At 36.8% G+C, this 21,110-nt stretch carries 16 protein-coding genes; 4 read left to right on the forward strand and 12 right to left on the reverse strand.

Going from position 1 to position 21,110, the window contains the following annotated elements; translation table 11 throughout:
* Positions 1-697: 697 nt before the first annotated feature.
* The 7 genes from ACFIL3_RS04300 to ACFIL3_RS04330 form a co-directional block, all read right to left on the reverse strand.
* Entirely contained in the window at positions 698-1,744 is a 1,047-nt protein-coding gene (locus ACFIL3_RS04300) for a sn-glycerol-3-phosphate import ATP-binding protein UgpC (RefSeq protein ID WP_375681869.1), read from the reverse strand.
* Positions 1,745-1,746: 2 nt separating this feature from the next.
* A complete protein-coding gene (gene ugpE / locus ACFIL3_RS04305; protein WP_375650897.1) occupies positions 1,747-2,598 on the reverse strand; it encodes a sn-glycerol-3-phosphate ABC transporter permease UgpE in 852 nt (283 codons plus the stop codon).
* Between the two features lie 10 nt (positions 2,599-2,608).
* The gene (gene ugpA, locus ACFIL3_RS04310) at positions 2,609-3,493 is read right to left on the reverse strand and encodes a sn-glycerol-3-phosphate ABC transporter permease UgpA (protein ID WP_375627662.1); all 885 of its coding nucleotides are present in this window, start codon (positions 3,491-3,493) and stop codon (positions 2,609-2,611) included.
* A 95-nt stretch (positions 3,494-3,588) separates the two neighbouring features.
* A complete protein-coding gene (gene ugpB / locus ACFIL3_RS04315; RefSeq protein WP_375618067.1) occupies positions 3,589-4,923 on the reverse strand; it encodes a sn-glycerol-3-phosphate ABC transporter substrate-binding protein UgpB in 1,335 nt (444 codons plus the stop codon).
* Positions 4,924-5,888: 965 nt separating this feature from the next.
* A complete protein-coding gene (locus tag ACFIL3_RS04320) occupies positions 5,889-6,611 on the reverse strand; it encodes a glycerophosphodiester phosphodiesterase (protein WP_375611843.1) in 723 nt (240 codons plus the stop codon).
* A gap of 169 nt (positions 6,612-6,780) precedes the next feature.
* Positions 6,781-8,337: a glutamine-hydrolyzing GMP synthase gene (guaA, locus tag ACFIL3_RS04325; protein ID WP_375611844.1), complete on the reverse strand. Its 1,557-nt coding sequence runs from the start codon at positions 8,335-8,337 to the stop codon at positions 6,781-6,783.
* Between the two features lie 132 nt (positions 8,338-8,469).
* Complete coding sequence (locus tag ACFIL3_RS04330) at positions 8,470-9,756, reverse strand: RsmB/NOP family class I SAM-dependent RNA methyltransferase (RefSeq protein WP_375627664.1); 1,287 nt, start codon at positions 9,754-9,756, stop codon at positions 8,470-8,472.
* Between the two features lie 466 nt (positions 9,757-10,222).
* Here ACFIL3_RS04330 and ACFIL3_RS04335 point away from each other — a divergent pair, with 466 nt between their 5' ends.
* Positions 10,223-10,369, forward strand: coding sequence for a hypothetical protein (locus tag ACFIL3_RS04335; protein WP_273722522.1), 147 nt, complete (start codon positions 10,223-10,225; stop codon positions 10,367-10,369).
* Positions 10,370-10,547: 178 nt separating this feature from the next.
* On the opposite strand, the gene guaB is transcribed toward ACFIL3_RS04335, so the two are convergent.
* The 3 genes from guaB to ACFIL3_RS04350 form a co-directional block, all read right to left on the reverse strand.
* Complete coding sequence (gene guaB, locus ACFIL3_RS04340) at positions 10,548-12,047, reverse strand: IMP dehydrogenase (protein WP_375613284.1); 1,500 nt, start codon at positions 12,045-12,047, stop codon at positions 10,548-10,550.
* A 150-nt stretch (positions 12,048-12,197) separates the two neighbouring features.
* Positions 12,198-13,769: a phospholipase D family protein gene (locus tag ACFIL3_RS04345; RefSeq protein ID WP_375613283.1), complete on the reverse strand. Its 1,572-nt coding sequence runs from the start codon at positions 13,767-13,769 to the stop codon at positions 12,198-12,200.
* A gap of 402 nt (positions 13,770-14,171) precedes the next feature.
* A complete protein-coding gene (locus ACFIL3_RS04350; protein WP_375611848.1) occupies positions 14,172-15,557 on the reverse strand; it encodes a sigma-54-dependent transcriptional regulator in 1,386 nt (461 codons plus the stop codon).
* 253 nt (positions 15,558-15,810) lie between these two features.
* Between ACFIL3_RS04350 and ACFIL3_RS04355 the strand changes: the two genes are divergently transcribed.
* Positions 15,811-16,170 (forward strand): hypothetical protein, encoded by a 360-nt coding sequence (locus ACFIL3_RS04355; RefSeq protein WP_375611849.1) that lies wholly within the window; start codon positions 15,811-15,813, stop codon positions 16,168-16,170.
* Positions 16,171-16,447: 277 nt separating this feature from the next.
* Here the strand turns inward: ACFIL3_RS04355 and ACFIL3_RS04360 are convergent, their stop codons facing one another.
* On the reverse strand, positions 16,448-17,440 hold the full coding sequence (locus ACFIL3_RS04360; protein ID WP_375613282.1) for an SIS domain-containing protein: 993 nt from the start codon (positions 17,438-17,440) through the stop codon (positions 16,448-16,450).
* A gap of 39 nt (positions 17,441-17,479) precedes the next feature.
* Positions 17,480-18,370 (reverse strand): UTP--glucose-1-phosphate uridylyltransferase, encoded by an 891-nt coding sequence (locus ACFIL3_RS04365; RefSeq protein WP_375613281.1) that lies wholly within the window; start codon positions 18,368-18,370, stop codon positions 17,480-17,482.
* Between the two features lie 265 nt (positions 18,371-18,635).
* Here ACFIL3_RS04365 and ACFIL3_RS04370 point away from each other — a divergent pair, with 265 nt between their 5' ends.
* Both ACFIL3_RS04370 and ACFIL3_RS04375 read left to right on the forward strand, forming a co-directional pair.
* Positions 18,636-19,892 (forward strand): lytic murein transglycosylase, encoded by a 1,257-nt coding sequence (locus ACFIL3_RS04370; protein WP_375613280.1) that lies wholly within the window; start codon positions 18,636-18,638, stop codon positions 19,890-19,892.
* Positions 19,893-19,906: 14 nt separating this feature from the next.
* Positions 19,907-20,983 (forward strand): SGNH family hydrolase, encoded by a 1,077-nt coding sequence (locus ACFIL3_RS04375; protein WP_375668325.1) that lies wholly within the window; start codon positions 19,907-19,909, stop codon positions 20,981-20,983.
* Positions 20,984-21,110: the final 127 nt, after the last annotated feature.

A 21,110-nucleotide genomic window follows, 5' to 3' on the forward strand; every position in this document is an offset into this window, starting at 1 on the left:
TCAGTGATTTTTTGCAACTTATCAGATACCCTTGCTGAGAATTGCATAGTGATTTACATGAGAAAAAATAAACTTGCAGCATGCGCGCATAGGTTTCTCTCTAATTTATGTGATTGGTAAAAAAAACAAATGCTTCTTATAGGAGCTCTGAAACTATTTTAGATCATATGGCCAGCGGTAAGATAGAATGCGCCTATTCTCGTAGAGATTATTTAGAACAGCGTCGTATTTTGTGCATCAAATAGACTTCTTATGTTAGGGATCAAAGCTCAGATATGGGGCGCATCCTTCCTTATCTGTAACTCATTTTTTCTCTCTATTTCTCTCATTTGCTTTTATAATACACATAAATTATTACATCAAGAAACATATTATAATATGTTGTTTTTTTATAACAAAATTATAAATGAGTAAAAATATGGTTAATAAAGATTTATTCTATATTGATATTTTTTTATAATGAAAATGATGTTTGAAAATTATATTCTTCTTACAGACCGTGAAAATGCAAAATTTCTTCATATAAATGTTTTGACATTCTCAGCGCTATGGGACAATAGATCATTACCAAAACTGTTAAAATTTTGTTTTTAATCCCATCGGTTACAACCTGAGTTTGTAAATGTAATTGAGCAAGTCAAAACACACCATTATCATGACGCAGCATAAAAGAGAGTCGTATCACATCAATTAATGCTTACTTATTATTTGTGCGCTTTCCTGTGTTTTTATTAAAAGTATGAAAATTCTGATGAGCAACAGTGAAACTTAGTTTTTGACCATAGTCGTGTGTCAAGCGTTCTTTTATTTCAATCGTAAAGATGATACCATTCCAACGCGTTAAAACATGGCAACCTGTTCCAATAAGCTTGATAAGCTCAATTTTTGTGTGAAAGACAGGCCCTTTATCTGGATGTTCGCCCAATAAGATTATTTCAGGTCTGAATGCTAAAATATCAGTTTCTTCACCATAAGAAAATGAATGCCCTAAATGTTGTTCTAAGACATAGCGATCAAGAAAATTCATAGGAGGAGAACCAATAAAATCAGCAACAAATGTTGTTGCTGGAGTATCGTAAATTTCCATTGGTGTTCCAATTTGCTCGATAGCTCCTTTATTCAAAACGACTATTCTATCAGCTAATGTCATAGCTTCTAGTTGATCATGGGTAACATAGAGGCTCGTTGTTCCTAATGAACGCTGTAGTGTTTTTATTTCAATACACATTTGCGCCCGTAATTTTGCATCAAGATTTGAAAGAGGTTCATCAAAGAGAAAAACACGGGGTTGACGTACAATCACACGCCCCATTGCAACACGCTGACGTTGTCCTCCTGATAATTGTCGTGGTTTACGATCAAGAAATGGTTCTATCTCCAAAAGCTTTGCAGCATGTGCGATACGTTTTTTAATTTCTTCTTTAGGAGTTTTACGATTTTTAAGACCATATTCTAAATTTCCACGAACTGTCATATGGGGATAAAGGGCATAATTTTGAAAAACCATAGCGATATCACGATCAGCTGGTTCACGATCATTGATACATTCGTTATCAATGCATAATTCACCTGAGGTAACTTGTTCAAGTCCTGCTATAATACGTAATAAGGTCGATTTTCCGCACCCTGAAGGACCGACAAGAACAAGAAGTTCTTTATCGGCAACAGTTAAGTTTAAATCATCAATGACCAGAATGCCGTTGTCATACTGTTTTTTTATATTTGATAACTGGATTATGGCCACAATTACTTCTCCGTTTCAATAAGGCCTTTGATAAAAAGCCGCTGCATGAAGATAACAACAAGAACAGGGGGAACCATGGCAACAACCGATACTGCCATGAGTATATTCCATTGAGGATCATGTTGAAGTGATTCGACAATAAGCTGTTTTAAAATAATAAGGATCGTTTGATGATTTTGATCCGTTGTGATGATAAGAGGCCAGAGATATTGTATCCATCCATAAATGAACATAATGATAAATAAAGCAGCAATATTGCTTTTACTAAGAGGAAGAAGAATATCCATAAAAAATTTAACTGGACCTGCACCATCAACACGTGCCGCCTCTAAGAGTTCATCTGGAACAGTCAAAAAAAACTGGCGAAATAAAAATGTAGCGGTCGCAGATGCAATAAGTGGAATAATCATTCCACTATAGGTGTTGACCATCCCCAATTTTGCAACAATCTCATAGGTTGGAAGAATACGAACTTCGACAGGGAGCATCAATGTAACAAAAATAAGAACAAAAGCAGTTTTTCGGAAGGGAAAGCGCATGTAAATAATTGCATAAGCAGACAAAAGTGAAATAATAATTTTTCCAACGCTAATCCCAAGAGCCATAATGAATGAATTCATTAAGAGTGGCCAGAGGTTGGGCAAACCCAGCTGTGCAAGGCCATCACCAAAGATTGTTTTATAATTTTCCAGAGCATATTTCCCAGGCAAAAGAGGAAGTGTTCCTGAGTTAAATGCTGCTGAACTATGAGTTGATGCAATGATAGCAACATAAACTGGAAAGCAAATAATGATAATACCAACAATGAGAATAATATGGGTTAGAAATTTCAAAACAGGGCGATTTTCAACCATAATTTGTTTCCTAATATTGTACACGGCGCTCAATCCAGCGAAACTGGATAAACGTTAAGACAATAACCATCAACATCAATATTGTTGATTGTGCTGCTGATGCACCGATTATTTGATTTCTAAAGCCATCGTCATATACTTTATAGACGAGGATGCTCGTTGCACGCGCAGGACCTCCAGAAGTTGTATTATCAATAATACCAAAAGTATCAAACATAACATAATTGACATTGACAATAAGAAGGAAAAACGTCGTTGGTGAAATTTGCGGGAAAACCACTGTCCAAAATCGTTTAAAGGGACCAGCACCATCAATGGCGGCTGCTTCTATTTGAGAACGCGGAACAGATTGAAGACCTGTAAGAAAAAAGAGAAAATTGTAAGAAATTTGTTTCCAACTAGCCGCAATGACAATAAGAATCATTGCTTGAGTGCCATTAATACGATAATTCCATAGCACCCCTATTTTCTCGAGAAAAAAAGGGATAATTCCGATGGTGGGATGAAAGATAAACAGCCACAATATACCTGCCAATACTGGAGCAACAGCATAGGGCCAGAGCAAAAGCATTGTATAAGCCTTTTTTGCACGGATGACACGATCAACACAGACAGCTAAGAGAAGTGATATTGTCATTGAAGCGACAGTAACTGAGATGGAAAATACTGCGGTTGTAAAAAGCGATTGCCGATAAGTAGGATCAGAAAGAACGGTTAGATAATTCTCAAAACCAATAAAGGTTGTTGTAAAGCCAAAAGGGTCTTCACGCTCAAAAGATGATTTTATTGCTTGAGCAGCAGGCCAAAAGAAAAACAAAAAAGTCACAAGAAGCTGAGGAAAAAGCAGTCCGTAAGAAAGTAGACTATTTTTAAAATATGCATGTTTTTCTTGCATTCATAGGGCTCTTTAAATGTAGAGACTTTAAAAAAGTAAACAAAAAGGACTCAACCGTTTTTGTTGAGTCTTTAATGTTTAACAATAAAACGAAATTAATGATTAGATCTTTCAAATTCACGCAAGAGTTTATTTCCACGTTCAACGGTCTCATCTAAACCATCTTTCGGCGTTTTTGAACCACTAAGAACAGCTTCCAACTCTTGATCAAGAATGGCACGAATTTGTGGTAAATTACCAAATCTTATCCCTTTTGAGTTAACTGTTGGTGGATTAAGATTAATCTGTTTGATAGCTATATCCGCACCTGGCGTTTTTTCATAGAAATGTTGTTTTTTGCTCAATTCATAAGTCGCTTTTGTGGTTGGGAGATAACCTGTTTCCTGATGCCATTTTGCTTGATTTTCTGTTTTTGAAAGAAATTTAAGAAAAGCGGCTGCCCCTGCATATTCCTTTGGAGTATGGCCCTTAAACGCCCAAATAGAAGCTCCCCCAATAACTGAATTTTGTGGTGCTCCTTCTGTATCCTTATAGTACGGTAGCATACCAACCCCCACATTAAACTGAGCTTCAGAAACAATTCCAGCATGTGATCCTGAAGATTGCATAAAAATTGCACAATTTTGTGCCATAAACATTGGTGTTGAATCTAATGCACCTGCTGGACCACCATAACGGAAAATACCTTGATCAGACCACTTTTTCAGGTCAGTCCACATACGCACTTGTAAAGGTCCATTAAATGTAAGTTCTGAATCAAGTCCTTTAAAGCCATTTTCCTTCGTTCCAAAAGGAACATTATGCAACGCTGAAAAATTTTCTATACCAATCCATTGAGCGGCATAAGCCATTGTAAAACCACAAGTTGCCGCTTTAGTCTCAAGAATTTTCTTGGAAAAGTTTTCTATATCTTGCCACGTTCTAGGAGGCTGTTCTGGATCAAGCCCTGCTTTTTTAAAGATATCTTTGTTATAATAAAGGATGGGTGTTGAAATATTAAATGGCATAGAGACGATACGTCCCTGTTCATCGGAGTAATAACCACTAATAGCAGGGAAATAATCTGTAGGATCAAATTCTTGTTTTGTATCAGCCATAAGTTGATAAAATGGGTAGATTGCACCTTTTGCAGCCATCATAGTTCCAGTACCAACGTCATAAATTTGAGCAAGTACTGGCTGTTTCTTTCCACGAAATGCTGCAATGAGTGAAATCAATCCCTCTTCATATTCACCGCGAAATGAAGAAACAACTTTATACTCAGATTGACTTGCATTAAAATCGTTAATGAGACTTTCAGTTTGCTTTCCTAATTCACCACTCATAGAATGCCAAAAGCTGATTTTTGTCTGTGCAAAACTTTCTGTCATCCCCGCTGTGGACATTATGATAGCAACCGTGGCCGCTATGGAAAGATAAAAACGACTCATGCTTCACCCTTTCTGAAGTGATGGAATACAAACTACCCCTAAATTTATAGTATTACACATGAACATGCTATGACAGTTTTATTTCAGAAACATATTCTCTCATTTAAACAGGAACCACCTAAAGGTCAAATGAATTTGTTTAAATTTATTTATTTTCTTTTATAAGCTTTCTTATGTATTCACGAAATACGCGTTTGTAACTATCTGAAAAAAGTGAGATGGCTTAAATAAGAAAAGTCACTTGGTAAAAAGATATAGATCGTAAATATCATTTCAATGACTATTTCAATATCTGGATTTACTTTTTTAAAAAGAATTGTTTATTCTTTTATTATTTGTCTTATAACTTTCGGCTTATAACTTTAACACGATGTTGCTACTGAATTTAAAGAAGAGACAAATAGAATTTTTTTAAAATTAAGAAAATCATTTTGAAGCGCTTAATAGTCTCTTTCCCTGTAACAAGATCACACCCCTCACGCAAAACAAAATGACACTGTATAACCAATTTCCATGCTGTTAAAAAATCTTTCAATACATCTACATTTCATGATAGCACCTATAAAATAAGCCCTAAAGCCTCTCCATTAAAGTATATAAGACTTTTTGTATGCCATCATTTTTACACTTCATAAAAGTGCAAAACGACATCATCATGTGCGATCCTAATGCTTCAACAAATCTTGCATTTAAAATACGTTAAATGAATATTTTTATTCTTTTCTCAATCATTTTTTATCCACACACCAACCCTGCTTGTAATGTGCAAACGAATGATTTTGATTGATTCATTGTAAAAATATTTGAAATAAGAGAATCTTACGTATTAAGGTCTCTTACTCACATGAATAAAATATTAATTATGATTATAAATCAATGTATTATTGTCGTATATTAGATAATTTTTCTTCTTTCATTACGCTAACTTTATGAAGATATATAGTTCCTTTTGTGTTGATGTATTTTTACCTTTGTGCACACAATTGCAATGCGAGATCAGGTTGATCTGTCGTAATATAATGTACAGGCATATCAAGCCAATATGATAACCGAGCTTTTCCATTAATTGTCCATACCCCTACAGTAAAACCAGCCTCAAGAGCTGATTCAATAAAGTTCTGTGAAACAATAGAGCCATCTAAACTTAGATCAGAATAACCTAATTGCTTCCATTCAGAAAAATGACGGTACATATCACCTTCGAAATTATCAACACATGGACCAGATGGTATTCCTGCTTCAATAAAAGGACGAAGGATAAAAGGATCAAAACTAATAGCAGAAACCCGTTCTGATAAATTTCGGCTTTTTATTAGCGCAAGCGCTTTTTGGGATAATATTGTTTCGCGCTCCACTTCACCGCATGTCTTGATTTCAAGATGCAATGCAACATTCGTTGGTGCTAAAAGATCAAGCACTTCTTCTAATAAGGGAGGTGCTTCTTGGCTTCCTTTTACGCAGAGTTGTTTGCGTGTTTCATTATCAATGTCGTGAATATACCCCTTTTTTCCAACCAATTGGTCTAGACGGAAGTCGTGAAAGACAACCACTTCACCGCTTTTTAGCAAATGAACGTCGCATTCAACTTCATCAACACCTAACGCTATAGCATTATTAAATGCCGAAAGGGTATTTTCAGGATAAAGATGAGCTCCTCCACGGTGTGCAACAATTTTTTTCTCAGACATGCAAAATCCCACACTTCTCAATTTTAAACGATATTGACGTACAGATTGCCAGATAAAAGCTTATATCATATGAAAATACACAATCATTTTTAAATGATTTTTTCTACACTTTTCGAATATCAAACCCTCAGTCATATTTTATTCTTAAAAGACTTATCCTTCATTTTAATTATTCCCATTCAATAGTACTAGGAGGCTTTGAGGTTACATCATATACAACACGATTAATCCCTCTAACTTCGTTAATAATACGTGCTGCTGTCTTACTTAAAAACGCCATATCATAAGGATAAAAATCAGCAGTCATTCCATCTACAGATGTGACGGCGCGAAGAGCACAAACAAATTCATAAGTGCGACCATCCCCCATAACACCAACAGTTTGAACTGGAAGAAGAACAGCAAAAGCTTGCCAAATTTCATCATAAAGACCGGCCTTACGGATTTCCTCAAGATAAATAGCATCTGCTTCGCGTAAAATTTCTAATTTTTCACGTGTTACAGCACCTGGACACCGAATTGCAAGGCCGGGACCTGGAAAAGGATGGCGACCAATAAACTGCTCCGGTAGCCCTAACTCTCGTCCTAGCGAGCGAACCTCATCCTTAAAGAGCTCACGTAACGGTTCTACAAGTTTCATCTTCATCTGTTCTGGTAACCCACCCACATTATGATGGCTTTTAATGGTTACCGTTTCACCAATAGCAGACACACTCTCAATAACATCTGGATAAAGTGTTCCTTGTGCTAAAAACTCTGCACCTCCTATTTTTTTCGTTTCTTCTTCAAAAACTTCAATAAAAAGGCGACCAATTGTTTTGCGTTTTTTTTCTGGATCTGTCTCACCTTTTAAAGCATTAAGAAACACATCAGCAGCATTAACGTGAATAAGCTCTATATTATAATGATCACGAAAGAGCGTGAGAACTTCTTCAGCTTCATTCTTGCGCATCAGCCCATGGTCTACCAAAATACATGTCAGTTGATCTCCTATAGCTTCATGAAGGAGTACCGCTACAACAGATGAATCCACTCCCCCTGAAAGACCACAAATCACACGACTTTTCCCAACTTTTTGTCGTATCGTAGCAATTGCCTGCTCACGATAAGAAGCCATTGACCAATTGCCTTTAATAGCAGAGATCTTATGAACAAAATTTTGCAAAAGTTTTGTACCATCCGGTGTATGGATAACTTCAGGATGAAACTGTACCGCATAAAAATGTCTTTTTTCATCCGCAATAGCCGCATAGGGAGCTCCTTTTGAGGTTCCTATGACACGAAAACCTTCTGGTAAAGCTGCCACACGGTCACCATGGCTCATCCATACTTGATAACGAGAACCTTTTTCCCACACTCCATCAAAAAGGGCACTCTCTTCTTGAACTTCCAAAAAAGCACGCCCAAATTCACGCTCATGTCCAGCTTCAACCTTTCCTCCAAGCTGAACACACATGACTTGTTCACCATAGCAAATACCCAAAATCGGAACACCCGCCTCAAAAATTTCCATTGGTGCACGCGGAGAGCCCTCATCAATAACGGAATAAGGACTCCCTGATAAAATAATAGCTTTAGGATTTATGCGGCGCACAGCTTCTAAAGCCAATTGAAAAGGAGCAATTTCACAATATACCCCCATTGCTCGTACCCGTCGTGCAATAAGTTGTGTAACTTGTGAACCAAAGTCAATAATAAGAACAGTGTCTGGATGTGATATGCTCATAGAAAACCAATCAACAATTGTAAAAGAAAACTCATGAGAGTTATGATTTAATCTTTCTCTTTTCACAAGCCTATTTTCTTACGAAAAAGATTATTCTCGTAAAGTTTATGATAAAAAGTGCAAAAATATGGATCAATGTTTTTTTTGCAACACAGATAAAAAGAACCCATCTGTTTGTGTTGTGGCTGGCGACAAAGTAAGTCCATAATTTGAAAAAACTGGTTGCACAGGAGAAAAACTAAAATGTTTCTGCCAAAGCGCTGGCATATCTATTGGAGAAAAATGAGAATGTTGTTGAAGGAAATGGGAAATTTGTTCCTCATTTTCATCTGTAAAAAGAGAACAGGTAATATAGATTAAGCGCCCATTTGGCTTAAGATAAGCTATCGCTTCATTCAAAATATCCCTCTGTTCTGTTTGGCGTTGTTTCACTTGTTCTAATGTTAAACGCCATTTCGCATCTGGACGACGACGCCATGTTCCTGTCCCACTACATGGTGCATCTAGTAGAACTCTATCCATCTGGCCTATTAATGGCTTCAATTCTTCTTTTTGTGCTCGTGTTTGTACATTACGAACACCAGCGCGTCGAAGACGATCAAAAATAGGAGCTAAGCGCGCTTTATCGGAATCATAAGCATAAATTTGCCCACGATTGTTCATATCGGAAGCTAAAGCTAATGTTTTGCCACCAGCACCTGCACAATAATCTAATACCTGCATGCTCTCTTGCGCTTCCACAAGGTGAGCAACAATTTGAGATCCTAAATCCTGTATTTCAAAGTGTCCTTTTTGAAAAGCTGGTTCCACTTGAACATTGGGATGACGATTAAACTTTTCAATCGGTGCAATTCTTAAAGCTTGCCCAAACCATGGAAAAGATTTAAGTTTGGTTTTTGCTAATTCTTTCAGCACCTTTTCTGGTGTTGCCTTTAGGTTATTTACCCGTAGGTCTAAAGAAGGACGCGTTGCTAACGCAGCCGCTTCAGTGATCCAATTATCACCAAATAAAGGACGCAGATGCGCTTGACACCATTGCGGAATATCACCACGAATATAGTCTGGAGCATCCACTAATTGCTGACCTTGCCACGATTTACGCTGTTTAGCCCCTAATAACTGCGGTGCAAACCGATCTTCTGTCAACTCACCGTCAATTTGCTCCAGCGTCATTTTTCCAGAATCTAATAAGGCACCAAAAACGATATCTCGGATATCATCACTCTCCATACGCCATTGTAAAGAATAACGTCGTCTTAAAACATCATAAACGATTGTACCAATAGCTGCACGATCACCTGCTCCAGCAAAGCGATGAGAAAGACCCCAATCCTTTAAAGCTTCTCCTACTGGGCGATGCTTCATTTCTATCTCTGTGAGAACATCTATTGCTGCTTGCAAACGCCCACCTAATCGCATTCATTTCTCCCATTAAAATAATAAAATTTTAAATCATCTAAAAAATAATATTATCGCCTTCTTGCCAATGAAACCTTCTCAACGCCATAAAAAATTTACATTCAATCTTAAAACGATCTGATCATACTTTTTTATAAGATCCAATTTAGAGTATCTAAATTTTTCCTTTCATCTTCTGCCCATTCGTTTTTTATCCTTCTACCTCTTATACTAAAAGATACGTAGCCATCCATAAAAAACTTATTTCCGCCATGCATTACGAAAAAAACAAACTCTTTAATTTATTGGCGTAAAATAAAGTTTACGAGGATTGTCTGAACAATAGAAAAAATCTTCTCATAAAATTAAACAAGCTCATCTTACGTTCAACAAAAAATTAACTTTTTAGAAAATGCTTGGAACCACTATTTGGCATGACCGTTTTTACTCTAATGGCAACTGCCAGACAATTTTAAAGGAGAAAATAATGACTTATAATAATGGAAAAACAACTTCGTCTAAAAGCCGTCATAATACAATGCCCTCAAACAACGGAAAGAAATCCGTTCAAAGTGATCAGACAAACACTCGCCAACGTGCGTCAAAGACTGGACGGAAGACAACAAAAAGTTAATTCTAATTTTATATAACTTATTTCATATAGTCTTAACAGAAAGAATTAGAGTTTTAACCTCTAATTCTTTCCTTTTTGGGATTATTACACCAAATTACAAACAGAAAAAGCGCAGTCTCTCTTTCTTGTTCTCGGCAAATTTTATATTTATGCAATATGATATTAGGCTCTTGTATCTTTAAACTGGCCCACGATAATTTGGACTCTCTCGTGTGATAGAAACATCATGCGTATGACTTTCATGGAGTCCCGCATTCGTAATACGTACAAACGTTGCTTTTTCACGAAACTCTACGAGATCTTTTGCTCCAACATACCCCATCGAAGCACGAAGTCCACCAGCAAGCTGATGTAGAACTGATGCTATAGGACCTTTATAAGCCACCTGCCCCTCCACACCCTCAGGAACCAACTTAAGTTCATCACGAACATCATCTTGAAAATAGCGATCTGCCGATCCTCGTGCCATAGCACCAACAGATCCCATGCCGCGATAAGCTTTAAAGGATCGTCCTTGATAAAGATAAACTTCACCAGGACTTTCTTCTGTACCCGCTAAAAGAGAGCCAATCATAGCAGCACAAGCCCCACCTGCTAAGGCTTTAGCAAAATCACCCGAAGCTTTTATCCCCCCATCAGCAATAACGGGAATGCCCGCTTTTTCAGCAACTTCTGCAGCATTCATAATGGCTGCAAGCTGAGGAACACCAACACCTGCAACAATTCGCGTTGTGCAAATAGAACCAGGACCAATCCCAACTTTTATAGCATCCGCACCACTGTCAATCAAAGCCTGTGTTGCTTGAGCAGTCGCCACATTACCAGCAATAATAGCTGGAGAAAACGTCATTTTTTTAATACGCTCAACAGTGTCTAATACACGCTGAGAATGTCCATGTGCAGTATCAATTACTAGAATATCAACGCCTGCATCAATTAATCGTTCAGCCCGCTCAAACCCATCGTTCCCTACACTACTTGCAGCTGCAACACGCAAGCGACCTTGTGAATCTTTGGCAGCGTTTGGATTTAATTTTGCTTTTTCAATATCCTTAACTGTTATCAGTCCGACACAACGATTCTGTTCATCCACAACTAATAATTTTTCAATACGATGATGATGTAAAAGATACTTCGCTTCATTGAGTTGAACATTTTCACGCACTGTGATTAAATTTTCATGCGTCATTAATTCATAAATTTTTTGTTTAGGATCCGATGCAAAACGCACATCCCTATTTGTCAAAATGCCAACAAGCCGTCCAGCAGTTTCACCTTTAGCACCATTTTCAACAACCGGAATACCGGAAATACCATGAGAGCGCATCAAAGATTTTGCTTCTTCAAGTGTTGCATCTGGTCCAATGGTGACTGGATTAACAACCATACCAGATTCAAACTTTTTTACTTGGCGAACTTCTTCTGCCTGCTCTGCAGGAGACATATTACGATGAATAACCCCAAGACCACCAGCTTGAGCCATAGCAATTGCCAAACGCGATTCTGTTACCGTATCCATTGCCGCAGAAAGCAATGGCAAATTGAGCTTAATATCCGCTGCAATGCGCGTACTGAGATCCACTTGACTAGGCATAACAAGAGAATGACCGGGTTGTAAAAGTACATCATCAAAAGTCAGTGCCAATGCACCTGTCCCCGTTTCAACAATCTTTGCCATATCAAAATTCCTTTTATAATAAAACACCGCAAGAAGCTTTAAAATACAACTGCGGTTCTCATACATGGTAGATTGGCAAAAAATTATGCCATGCTACAAACAAAATGAAAAGAAAAATAAATATTTTTTTTAAGTGTGGTTTATAAAAATTTACAATTGTGATTCAATAGGTAACCAACTTATTATTTTTGCAAATGCGCGACGCCAAAAATTGCTTTCTGGCTCATAGTCAATGCTATATTTTTTTTCATTTTCAATAAAATCCCAATAAATACGATTATTATCACCAAGACGCAGATGATAGCTCATTTCCCCTGTGGTTTCTTCAGAAAACAACAAATCTAATCTTGCTGTAATGGGAGCACATTCAAAAAGAATGCCCATTTCTGTATTTAATGATGCTGATCTTGGATCAAAATTTAAAGATCCAATAAAAGCTGTTTTACGATCAATTAAAAAAGCTTTGGCATGTAGACTTGCCTTACTCGATCGAAACAATCGTAACCCATGAGTATTGCCTTCCGCTTTTAATTCATAAAGATTAACACCACTTTTCAACAATGCCTTACGATAAGGTACATAACCACCATGCACTAATGCTACATCAGTAGCTGCTAAAGAATTTGTCAGAATTTTGACATCAACACCTTTTGAAACCAAATTACTAAAATTCTGCGTGCCAACCTTACCAGGAACAAAATAAGGTGACGTAATCTGAACCGTTTTTTGGGCATTTCCAATAACCTTTGAAAGTGCCTTCATAAGCCAATTACTTGCTTTTTTACGCAATGCTTTTTCTGGAGGGTCAGAAAGAACAACAACTTTGTCTGCTAAAAATAACCGCTTTCCTGTTTGGATAAAACAATTAAAGTTAATGTGCTCTTTGACATAATCTAAATAAACTTTTGCAACTTTGGAATCACGAAACTTTCGTAATTTATCTTTCCAATAGCTAAGATCACTTGCGCTTTTAGGAACAACCAAAGTATGAATTGGCAAAACAACAGCACTATTCCAAAAATCATCAAAGATACTTTCTACCTTTTTAACAGAAGGACCGATTAACATCAAATCTAAATCTCGAAAATGGGATTCTTTACCAGCATCAAAATAAGAATCTGCAAGATTACGTCCTCCTACAAAAGCGACCCTGCCATCAACAATAAAAGCTTTATTATGCATTCTACGTGTTACAGTAATTGCCCGTAATATAATTTCTAAACCACGGCGTAAACCACCTTTACGCGATCGCCCTGGATTAAACATTCTCACCTCAATGTGAGGATGTTTATCTAGCGCAATATAAGCTGGATCACGTGCCTGAGCATTAATATCATCCAAAAGAAGCCGTACCCGAACCCCTCGATCAGCTGCCTCAACTATTTCACTTAATAATAGGCGCCCCGTTAAATCATCATCCCAAATATAATACATCAGATCAAGGCTACGCCCAGCCTCTGCAGCTCCTATTGCCCGAACACAAAACGCATCCAAATTGCTGATAATGAGGGAAAGGGCATCTTTATCAATCCCCAATCCATTTTCTTTCTCAGCTAATTGACTGACGATACGATCAAGCTTAGTTTCATCTTTCTGAAGAGGTAACGCATAAGAACATTTTCCCCTAGCATTTTTCACAAAACGCCCATAGGTGTAGATTGCCAACATAGATGCAATAAAAAAAAAGAGGACAAAACCAATAACAATCTGTAAAAGAGTCAAAGAGGGCAAACTTTCTATTTTAAACTATCACATCATCAGTAATGCAAACGATAACACTAATCACTTTATCTTAATCGTATAGCAGATAAAATGCCACTTCTTGCTTAAGAGAGTATAAATTTAATATTGATGATACAAAAATTTTAGCGGTAGTATTTAAAAGTTTTTAAAAATGCTTCTCTGTTTTAATAAATGTAAACTTAACTAAAATTGTATAAATTGAAACAAACGATTAAAATAGTCACATAAAATTTATATTTGATTTAAATCAACAAAATCATCCACTATAGATAAATTTTACAATAAATGATTGTTTTCTTCAGCTTTCCCCCACGGACTTTATCAAAATTCACTCTATTTTTTGAAACGCTTGCTTGTCATGAAGAGAAATTTGTTATGAATTTACTTTCGTTCTTGATTTCTTATTGCTCTCAATTCTTCCATTTTTCTATAAAGTGTAGAGCGACCAATATGAAGGCGACGCGCAATCTCACTCATATGTCCTTTATAATGTTTAATCGCTTTCTCTATAATATCATGCTCCATTTCTGCAAAAGTACGTACATGCCCATCAGTATTCAAAAATTTTATCGATTCTTGCTCATTATCTTCTTGCATATTACCCTCAATGATATTGGGAACATTCATTAATGAATTTCCCATTAATTGCGGAAAATCTCGAACAGTTAATAACGGTCCTTCACTGAGTAAAATCGCACGAAATAAAAAGGTTTCAAGCTCATTTCTATTGCCAGGCCAATCATACTGCATAAGCAAGGAAAGAGCAGAGCCTGCTAAACCATGGACATGTGATCGCCCTGTTTCTGTGATAATGCGATCAATCAAACGTTGTGTGATCTCTGGAAAATCATCCCTTAATTCTCGTAAAGCAGGAACGCTAATAGACAAGTGAGAAAATTGTTCAAACAAACTATGCAAAAAAAAGTTCTCATTAACCAAGTCCTTTAAACGCGATGTTGAAATAGCGATGATCCGAAAAGGAAAAAAATCTCCTTTTGTATCCCTTTCCCTTTCTTTAAGGTAATGAGCAAACCGTTTTTGCTGTATGGGCTCAAGTCGATCAATATCACAAAGGCAAAGTGTCCCTTTTTCAAGAGAAGAAACCAATGGTAGGAATTCTTTAAACCACTGCTGATTTTCTTCTTCTGGATCAACGATGGCTGAACATTGAAAGCGAACAAAAACACCCTCCGAAAATAATCCCTCATGATGAATAATCCGAGCTAATGTCTCACGTCCTGTTCCAGCTTCTCCCTCTATCAAAAGATTCTGTAAAGAAGTTGCTGCTTGTCTCGATTGTTCTAATACTATCTGCATAGCTCTACTTTTTACGCAAAGATCAGAAAACCGTAAATGATTCTCTTTTTTTCGCCGAATATCTCGAACCTCATGCTCCAAGGCAGAAATAAGAGCAAGGATATCCAAAGTAACTCTTACACGTAATAATGTTACTGGATGGATCCAATAATCAATAGCTCCAGCTGTTAAAGCTTTCTGGAGTAAATGCTGATTCTCTTGTTGTGCTATAACGACAATAGGAACAGAAACACCAGCAACTCTAATCATTTTAATCAAATCGCTCACACTCAAATCACTCATAACGACATCAAGGAGTGCAAGCACAATGTTTTTACGCCTGTGTAAAAGATCAATCGTACGGAGACCATTTTCTGCTTCAATGACACGATAACCAAAACCTCGCAGCATAGAAGAAAGTTCTATACGTCTTCCATAATCTTCACTCGCAACAAGAATGGGACCAACCATAATGTCAATAATCTCCTTTGAGACTACTTAGCAGCTTAATATAAAAATTGTTGTAAACCATAAGAAATATTTTACCTCTTGTGTTTCACTTACGAAATTCATCAAGCTGTCAATTAAATACAACATTAAGGCATTTTTTTCCATTTTTTTGCTTTTTCATTGATTTTTATCAAATTTTTCATATTGACTCATGGGGTAATTTAATAATGTTATAGAAACTAGAGAGCAAAATAATCTAAATAGAGTGCAATAAATGAAACATACCTATCATATTTTATGTCTTACAATTACCGCCTTGCTGTTAAGTGCCTGTAACTTTTCGCGATATTATAACTCAAATATGCCAACTGGAATTGATGGAAAATGGGTTGATGAGAATGGTATTATTTCTTCTTTCCACAATGGTGTTTTTGAAACGCATGCAGCAGATACAGAAGAAAAACTATCAGAAGGAGCATATAATTATCTCAATGCCCAAAATATAGAAATTGAAATACGCTCTATTCTCCGTGGAACAATTTCTAGAGTCAATTGTACAATGTCATATGACGCCACACAACTTCTCTGCACCTCACATACAGGAGCACAGTTTTTCCTTAAGCGGAAATCTTAACAAAGTACAAGGGAAACCTCTCTTAAGAACAGAGGGAGCACACACATTAAGCAGGAGGCGATATCCTTTCTCCTCCTGATAGAAAATCCTCTCTAAAATACGCAAAGAGGCTAGTATAATCTTTACCCTGAAAATTTTCTAAACATTATGAAATGCGTAAAATAATCATTTTCTTCCACAAAATATCAGTAAAGCCACCTCACAATAAAATTGTAACTTTGTATCATTCAATCTATTTCAACCTAAAATAACATTTTATTTGATAGGGAAGCTTAATCTAAGCAGCGCCAATGCGCAAAAGATCATGAAAATGAACAATTCCTATCGGTTTTTTATCTTCAACCACAAAAAATGCACCAATCTGATGATCATTAATAAAAGCTGTTGCTGCACCAACAAGTGTATTTGGCTTTACAACTTTAGGAGCTTTGGTCATCACCTCGTCAACATTAAATTTTGATAAATTAAAATGAATGTTACGTGCAAGATCGCCATCAGTTACAATTCCGATTAGTTCACCTTCTTGATTCACAACACCAACACAACCAAAATGTTTTTCCACCAAAACATTCATCGCTTCAGTCATAGCTGTTCCCTGCATAACCAAAGGAATATTATCACCCTCATGCATAATATCACACACGTATTTAAGGCTTGCACCAAGAGAACCACCAGGATGATATATTTTGAAATCCGTTGCGGTAAAACCACGCATTTCTAAAAGAGAAACCGCTAATGCATCTCCCATTGCCAATTGCATAATTGTTGAAGTTGTAGGGGCTAAACCATGGGGGCACGCCTCTTCTATCTTTGGTAATAATAGTACAATATCAGCTTGTCGTCCTAACACAGAGTGCTTACTTGATGTCATCGCAATAAGGGGGATACGAAAACGCGCCGCATAACTTATAATACCACTTAACTCTTGAGTTTCACCAGACCATGATAAAGCAAGAATAACGTCATCAGAGCCAATCATACCAAGATCACCATGATTGGCTTCTGCAGCGTGAACAAAAAAGGCAGGTGTTCCAGTTGAGGCTAAGGTTGCTGCAATTTTTGTCCCTATATGACCACTTTTTCCAAGACCAGTAATAACCACATGTCCACGAGCATTTCTAATAGTTTGAACAGCCGCTTCAAAAGAAGAAGAAAGACTTTCCAGAAGAGCTTTTTCAAGAGCTTCAAGCCCCTGCTTTTCACTAGCAAGTGTTTTAAGCGCTGATGCTACTGCACCTTGCAAAGCCATATGAGGAGACGATATTGTCATAATCAAATTCGATCAATAAAATTAAGTGAGAGATCTATATCACTTTTCGACATTAATGGTTTCTAGTAAATTTTTCAATGAAGCAGAAACGTGGCTGTGCATATCAGCGCGTGCCAAAGAAAATGCAACGTTGGCTTCAATAAAACCAGCTTTAGAACCGCAATCAAAAGTGCGCCCTTTTACTTGCAAACCCCAAAAATCTTGCTCATTTGAAAGCCGTATCATAGCATCTGTTAATTGAATTTCATTTCCTGTTCCCCGTTCTTGAGTGGAAAGAATATTAAAAATTTCTGGCTGCAAAATATAACGTCCATTGATGTACAAATTTGATGGTGCCGTACCTTGTGCTGGTTTCTCTACCATTTTTGTGATTTCAAAACCATTTGCAATCTGTTTGCCTTTCCCAACAATACCATATTTATGTGTTTCTCTAGGATCGCATTCCTGAACTGCTATAATATTTCCCCCACCCACCTTTTCATAAAGGCTCATCATTTCAGAAAGACAGCCCTTTTTCGCTTGTATCAACATATCCGGTAATAACAAAGCAAAAGGTTCCCCTGCAACTAATTCACGTGCACACCAAAGAGCATGCCCTAATCCCAAAGGTTGTTGTTGCCGAGTGAAAGAAGTTGACCCTGGTAATGGCTGTAAACGGTATAAATGTGCAAGATCTTCTTTCTTTCCACATTCAGCAAGTGTCGTATATAATTCAACTTGCTCATCAAAATAATCCTCAATGACTGCTTTGTTACGTCCAGTCACAAAAATAAAATGCTCAATACCAGCTTCCCTCGCCTCATCCATAACATATTGAATAACAGGTTTATCAACAACTGTTAGCATTTCTTTAGGAATCGTTTTTGTCGCAGGAAGGAAACGCGTACCAAGACCTGCTACTGGGAATACTGCTTTCCGGATTTTACGCACACTCACCCTCCTCAATGAATTCATATAACTTTTTTGTTTTATTTATCATATGTTTTTACGAAATGGTAAAAAAGATATCTTATTGTTTTGATTATCATTATAATGAGCAATAAAAATGTAAAAAGAGTCTGAGAATTTATTGAAGGGATTAAAACGTATTATTTATTTCAGTTTTTTCCTCTTCTTGATCATATTATCGATTAAACTAAATACAAAATAAAGTTATTGCACATCTAATGAATTGAATATTAATGGGGATTTCAAAATGCAAAAAACAGAATTGAAGACTTTCTCTTTTTTAGAGAAGTCAATAGCTTGGAGAACTCTTCTCACTGGCTCTGCCGTTATTTTTTCTGCTTTTTTAATGTTTTTTGCACCCCTTTCATATGCTGATAGCGGATTTAAACACTGGATTAAAGAATTTAAAAAAATAGCTATTGCTCACAATATTACCCCCTCTACGTTTCATATGGCGTTTAAAGGTGTTAATGCCATTGATCCAGAAGTTCTAAAAAGCGCCGCATACCAACCGGAATTTGTTGCTCCTTCATGGAACTATTTCGATAATCGTGTCCATGATATTGCAATTGAGGAAGGACGACGCCAAACTCAAAAATGGAACAAATGGCTTCTTCAAATTGAAAAACGTTTTGGTGTTGATCGCAATATTCTGCTTGCTATTTGGTCAATGGAAAGCAACTATGGGAAGGTTTTAGCTAATAAAAGTGTAATGCGTGATACCATTCGCTCTCTTGCAACTTTAGCCTATGCTGATAAAAAACGTGCAAAATATGCATATACACAGCTGATTGCTGCTATGAAAATTCTACAAAGTGGCGAAATTAAACGCTCTCAACTCACTGGATCTTGGGCCGGTGCATTGGGGCATACACAATTTATTCCAAGCAGTTATCTCGCCTATGCAGTTGATATGGACCAAGATGGACGGCGTGATATCTGGAACTCTGTTCCAGATGCTCTGGCTACTGCTGCTAACCTTCTCCACAAAAATGGCTGGCAACCTAATCTTATTTGGGGAGTAGAGGTAAAAGTGCCGCAGGGGAAAACCCTTCCTGAAGGCTGGTATTCCTTTGAACAATGGAAAAAATTAGGTGTAAAACACGCAAATGGGCACCCTCTTCCTACATCAGCTGAACAAGCAATATTAAAATATCCAGATGGAGCAAAAGGACCTATATTTTTAGTCACAAAAAATTTCTTTGTTCTGAAACATTATAATAATGCAGATCGTTATGCGTTTGCTGTTGGCCTTCTTGCTGATCGCATTGCTGGACATCCTAGATTGGTAAATGATTGGCAAAGACCTTTTCAACCTCTTACTTTCCAGGAATGTAAAGAACTACAATCTCGCTTAAGTGCACTGGGCTATTATAAAGGGAATGTTGATGGAAAAATCGGAACAGCTTCTCGCAAAGCAATTAAAGCTTTTCAACTGCGTCACGGTCTAAAAGCAAATGGATATCCATCATCTCAAGTGCTTTTTCTCCTTCGCAAACAATAAGGGAGACTAAATTTTTGTCTTCTTTTCGCCTGATATACTTGACATTATTGCTGTTTTCACTTTCTATTGTGGGGATCTTACAGCCATCCCCAAGTAAAGCAACGAACTTCTTCAAATGGTTGTCACAACAAAACAAACAGACACAGCAGCCACCGCAAATTATAGAACAAAAAATAGACAAGCCGCAAAAAAAGATCGTAACACAAAAAAACATACAAAAGCTAAAAAATGAGAATGCAAAGCGCATTCTTGTCATAGGGGATTTTGCAGCTTCTGCTGTTGCTGATGCACTTAAGAAATTTTTTATAAATAATAGCGATATCGTTATCATGAACAACACAATGCCAGCTTCCGGCTTAGTTCGAACGGATTATTATTCTTGGCAAAGCAATATTTCTAAACTCATTGATCAAAATAGCCCCGATGTTATTATCATGATGATCGGTGCAAATGATAATCAACCCATCACAGACTCTCATAACATGATTAACACAGATCAGTCAGAATGGATACGCATCTACAAACAAAGAATTATCGAAATTACTGAAAGTCTTCACGCCTCTGGAAAATCATGGATATGGATAGGTCAGCCTTCTTTTGGAAATGATCTTTTGACACAAAAAATGAAAATTTTTAATGCGCTCTATAAACAAGAAACAGAAACAGCAGGAGGGTATTTTCTCGATATCTGGAGCGGCTTTAGTGATGAGACAGGAAATTTTTCTTTTTCAGGCTATGATATTAATGGAAAAATAACCAAATTACGCACCAATAATGGCATGCATTTCACCCCTGAAGGAAAGAAAAAACTTGCCTCTTATTTAGAAAAACCATTGAAAAATATTTCAAATTTTTATGCCTTTTCTCATGAAAATTCTTACTCAACCGATCAAGTTATTCAAAAACTTATACAAGAATCAGAGAATCAAGAGCGGAGTAAAATTATGCGTCAGCCTCCAATGAGCCTCGATGATATGGCACAAAAAAACACTCACCTTTTAGGCAAAAGAAAGTCAAGTTTTATAAAAAAATCATGGTTTCCACCAAATGGGCATCAAAAAGATCGAGCTGATAATTTTTCTTTCCCATAATGTCTATTTAAAATACAAAATCTATTTTCCTCTATAAACAAAAAGCGAATAAGATAAAAAACTCTGTTTACAGAGCTATAATGAAGAGAAAATTTGCATAAATCGCAACTGTACCTTTCGAATAATA

This window comes from Bartonella sp. CE47NXGY (assembly GCF_042195415.1).
In the GTDB taxonomy this organism is placed as follows: domain Bacteria; phylum Pseudomonadota; class Alphaproteobacteria; order Rhizobiales; family Rhizobiaceae; genus Bartonella.

Coding starts and splice junctions, on each gene's coding strand:
- guaA (WP_375611844.1), bottom strand. CDS start 8,337: ATGAGCATATCACATCCAGACACTGTTCTTATTATTGACTTTGGTTCA.
- ugpA (WP_375627662.1), bottom strand. CDS start 3,493: ATGCAAGAAAAACATGCATATTTTAAAAATAGTCTACTTTCTTACGGA.
- guaB (WP_375613284.1), bottom strand. CDS start 12,047: ATGGCAAAGATTGTTGAAACGGGGACAGGTGCATTGGCACTGACTTTT.
- ACFIL3_RS04320 (WP_375611843.1), bottom strand. CDS start 6,611: ATGTCTGAGAAAAAAATTGTTGCACACCGTGGAGGAGCTCATCTTTAT.
- ACFIL3_RS04370 (WP_375613280.1), top strand. CDS start 18,636: ATGCAAAAAACAGAATTGAAGACTTTCTCTTTTTTAGAGAAGTCAATA.
- ACFIL3_RS04335 (WP_273722522.1), top strand. CDS start 10,223: ATGACTTATAATAATGGAAAAACAACTTCGTCTAAAAGCCGTCATAAT.
- ACFIL3_RS04355 (WP_375611849.1), top strand. CDS start 15,811: ATGAAACATACCTATCATATTTTATGTCTTACAATTACCGCCTTGCTG.
- ACFIL3_RS04350 (WP_375611848.1), bottom strand. CDS start 15,557: ATGGTTGGTCCCATTCTTGTTGCGAGTGAAGATTATGGAAGACGTATA.
- ugpE (WP_375650897.1), bottom strand. CDS start 2,598: ATGGTTGAAAATCGCCCTGTTTTGAAATTTCTAACCCATATTATTCTC.
- ugpB (WP_375618067.1), bottom strand. CDS start 4,923: ATGAGTCGTTTTTATCTTTCCATAGCGGCCACGGTTGCTATCATAATG.
- ACFIL3_RS04330 (WP_375627664.1), bottom strand. CDS start 9,756: ATGCGATTAGGTGGGCGTTTGCAAGCAGCAATAGATGTTCTCACAGAG.
- ACFIL3_RS04360 (WP_375613282.1), bottom strand. CDS start 17,440: ATGACAATATCGTCTCCTCATATGGCTTTGCAAGGTGCAGTAGCATCA.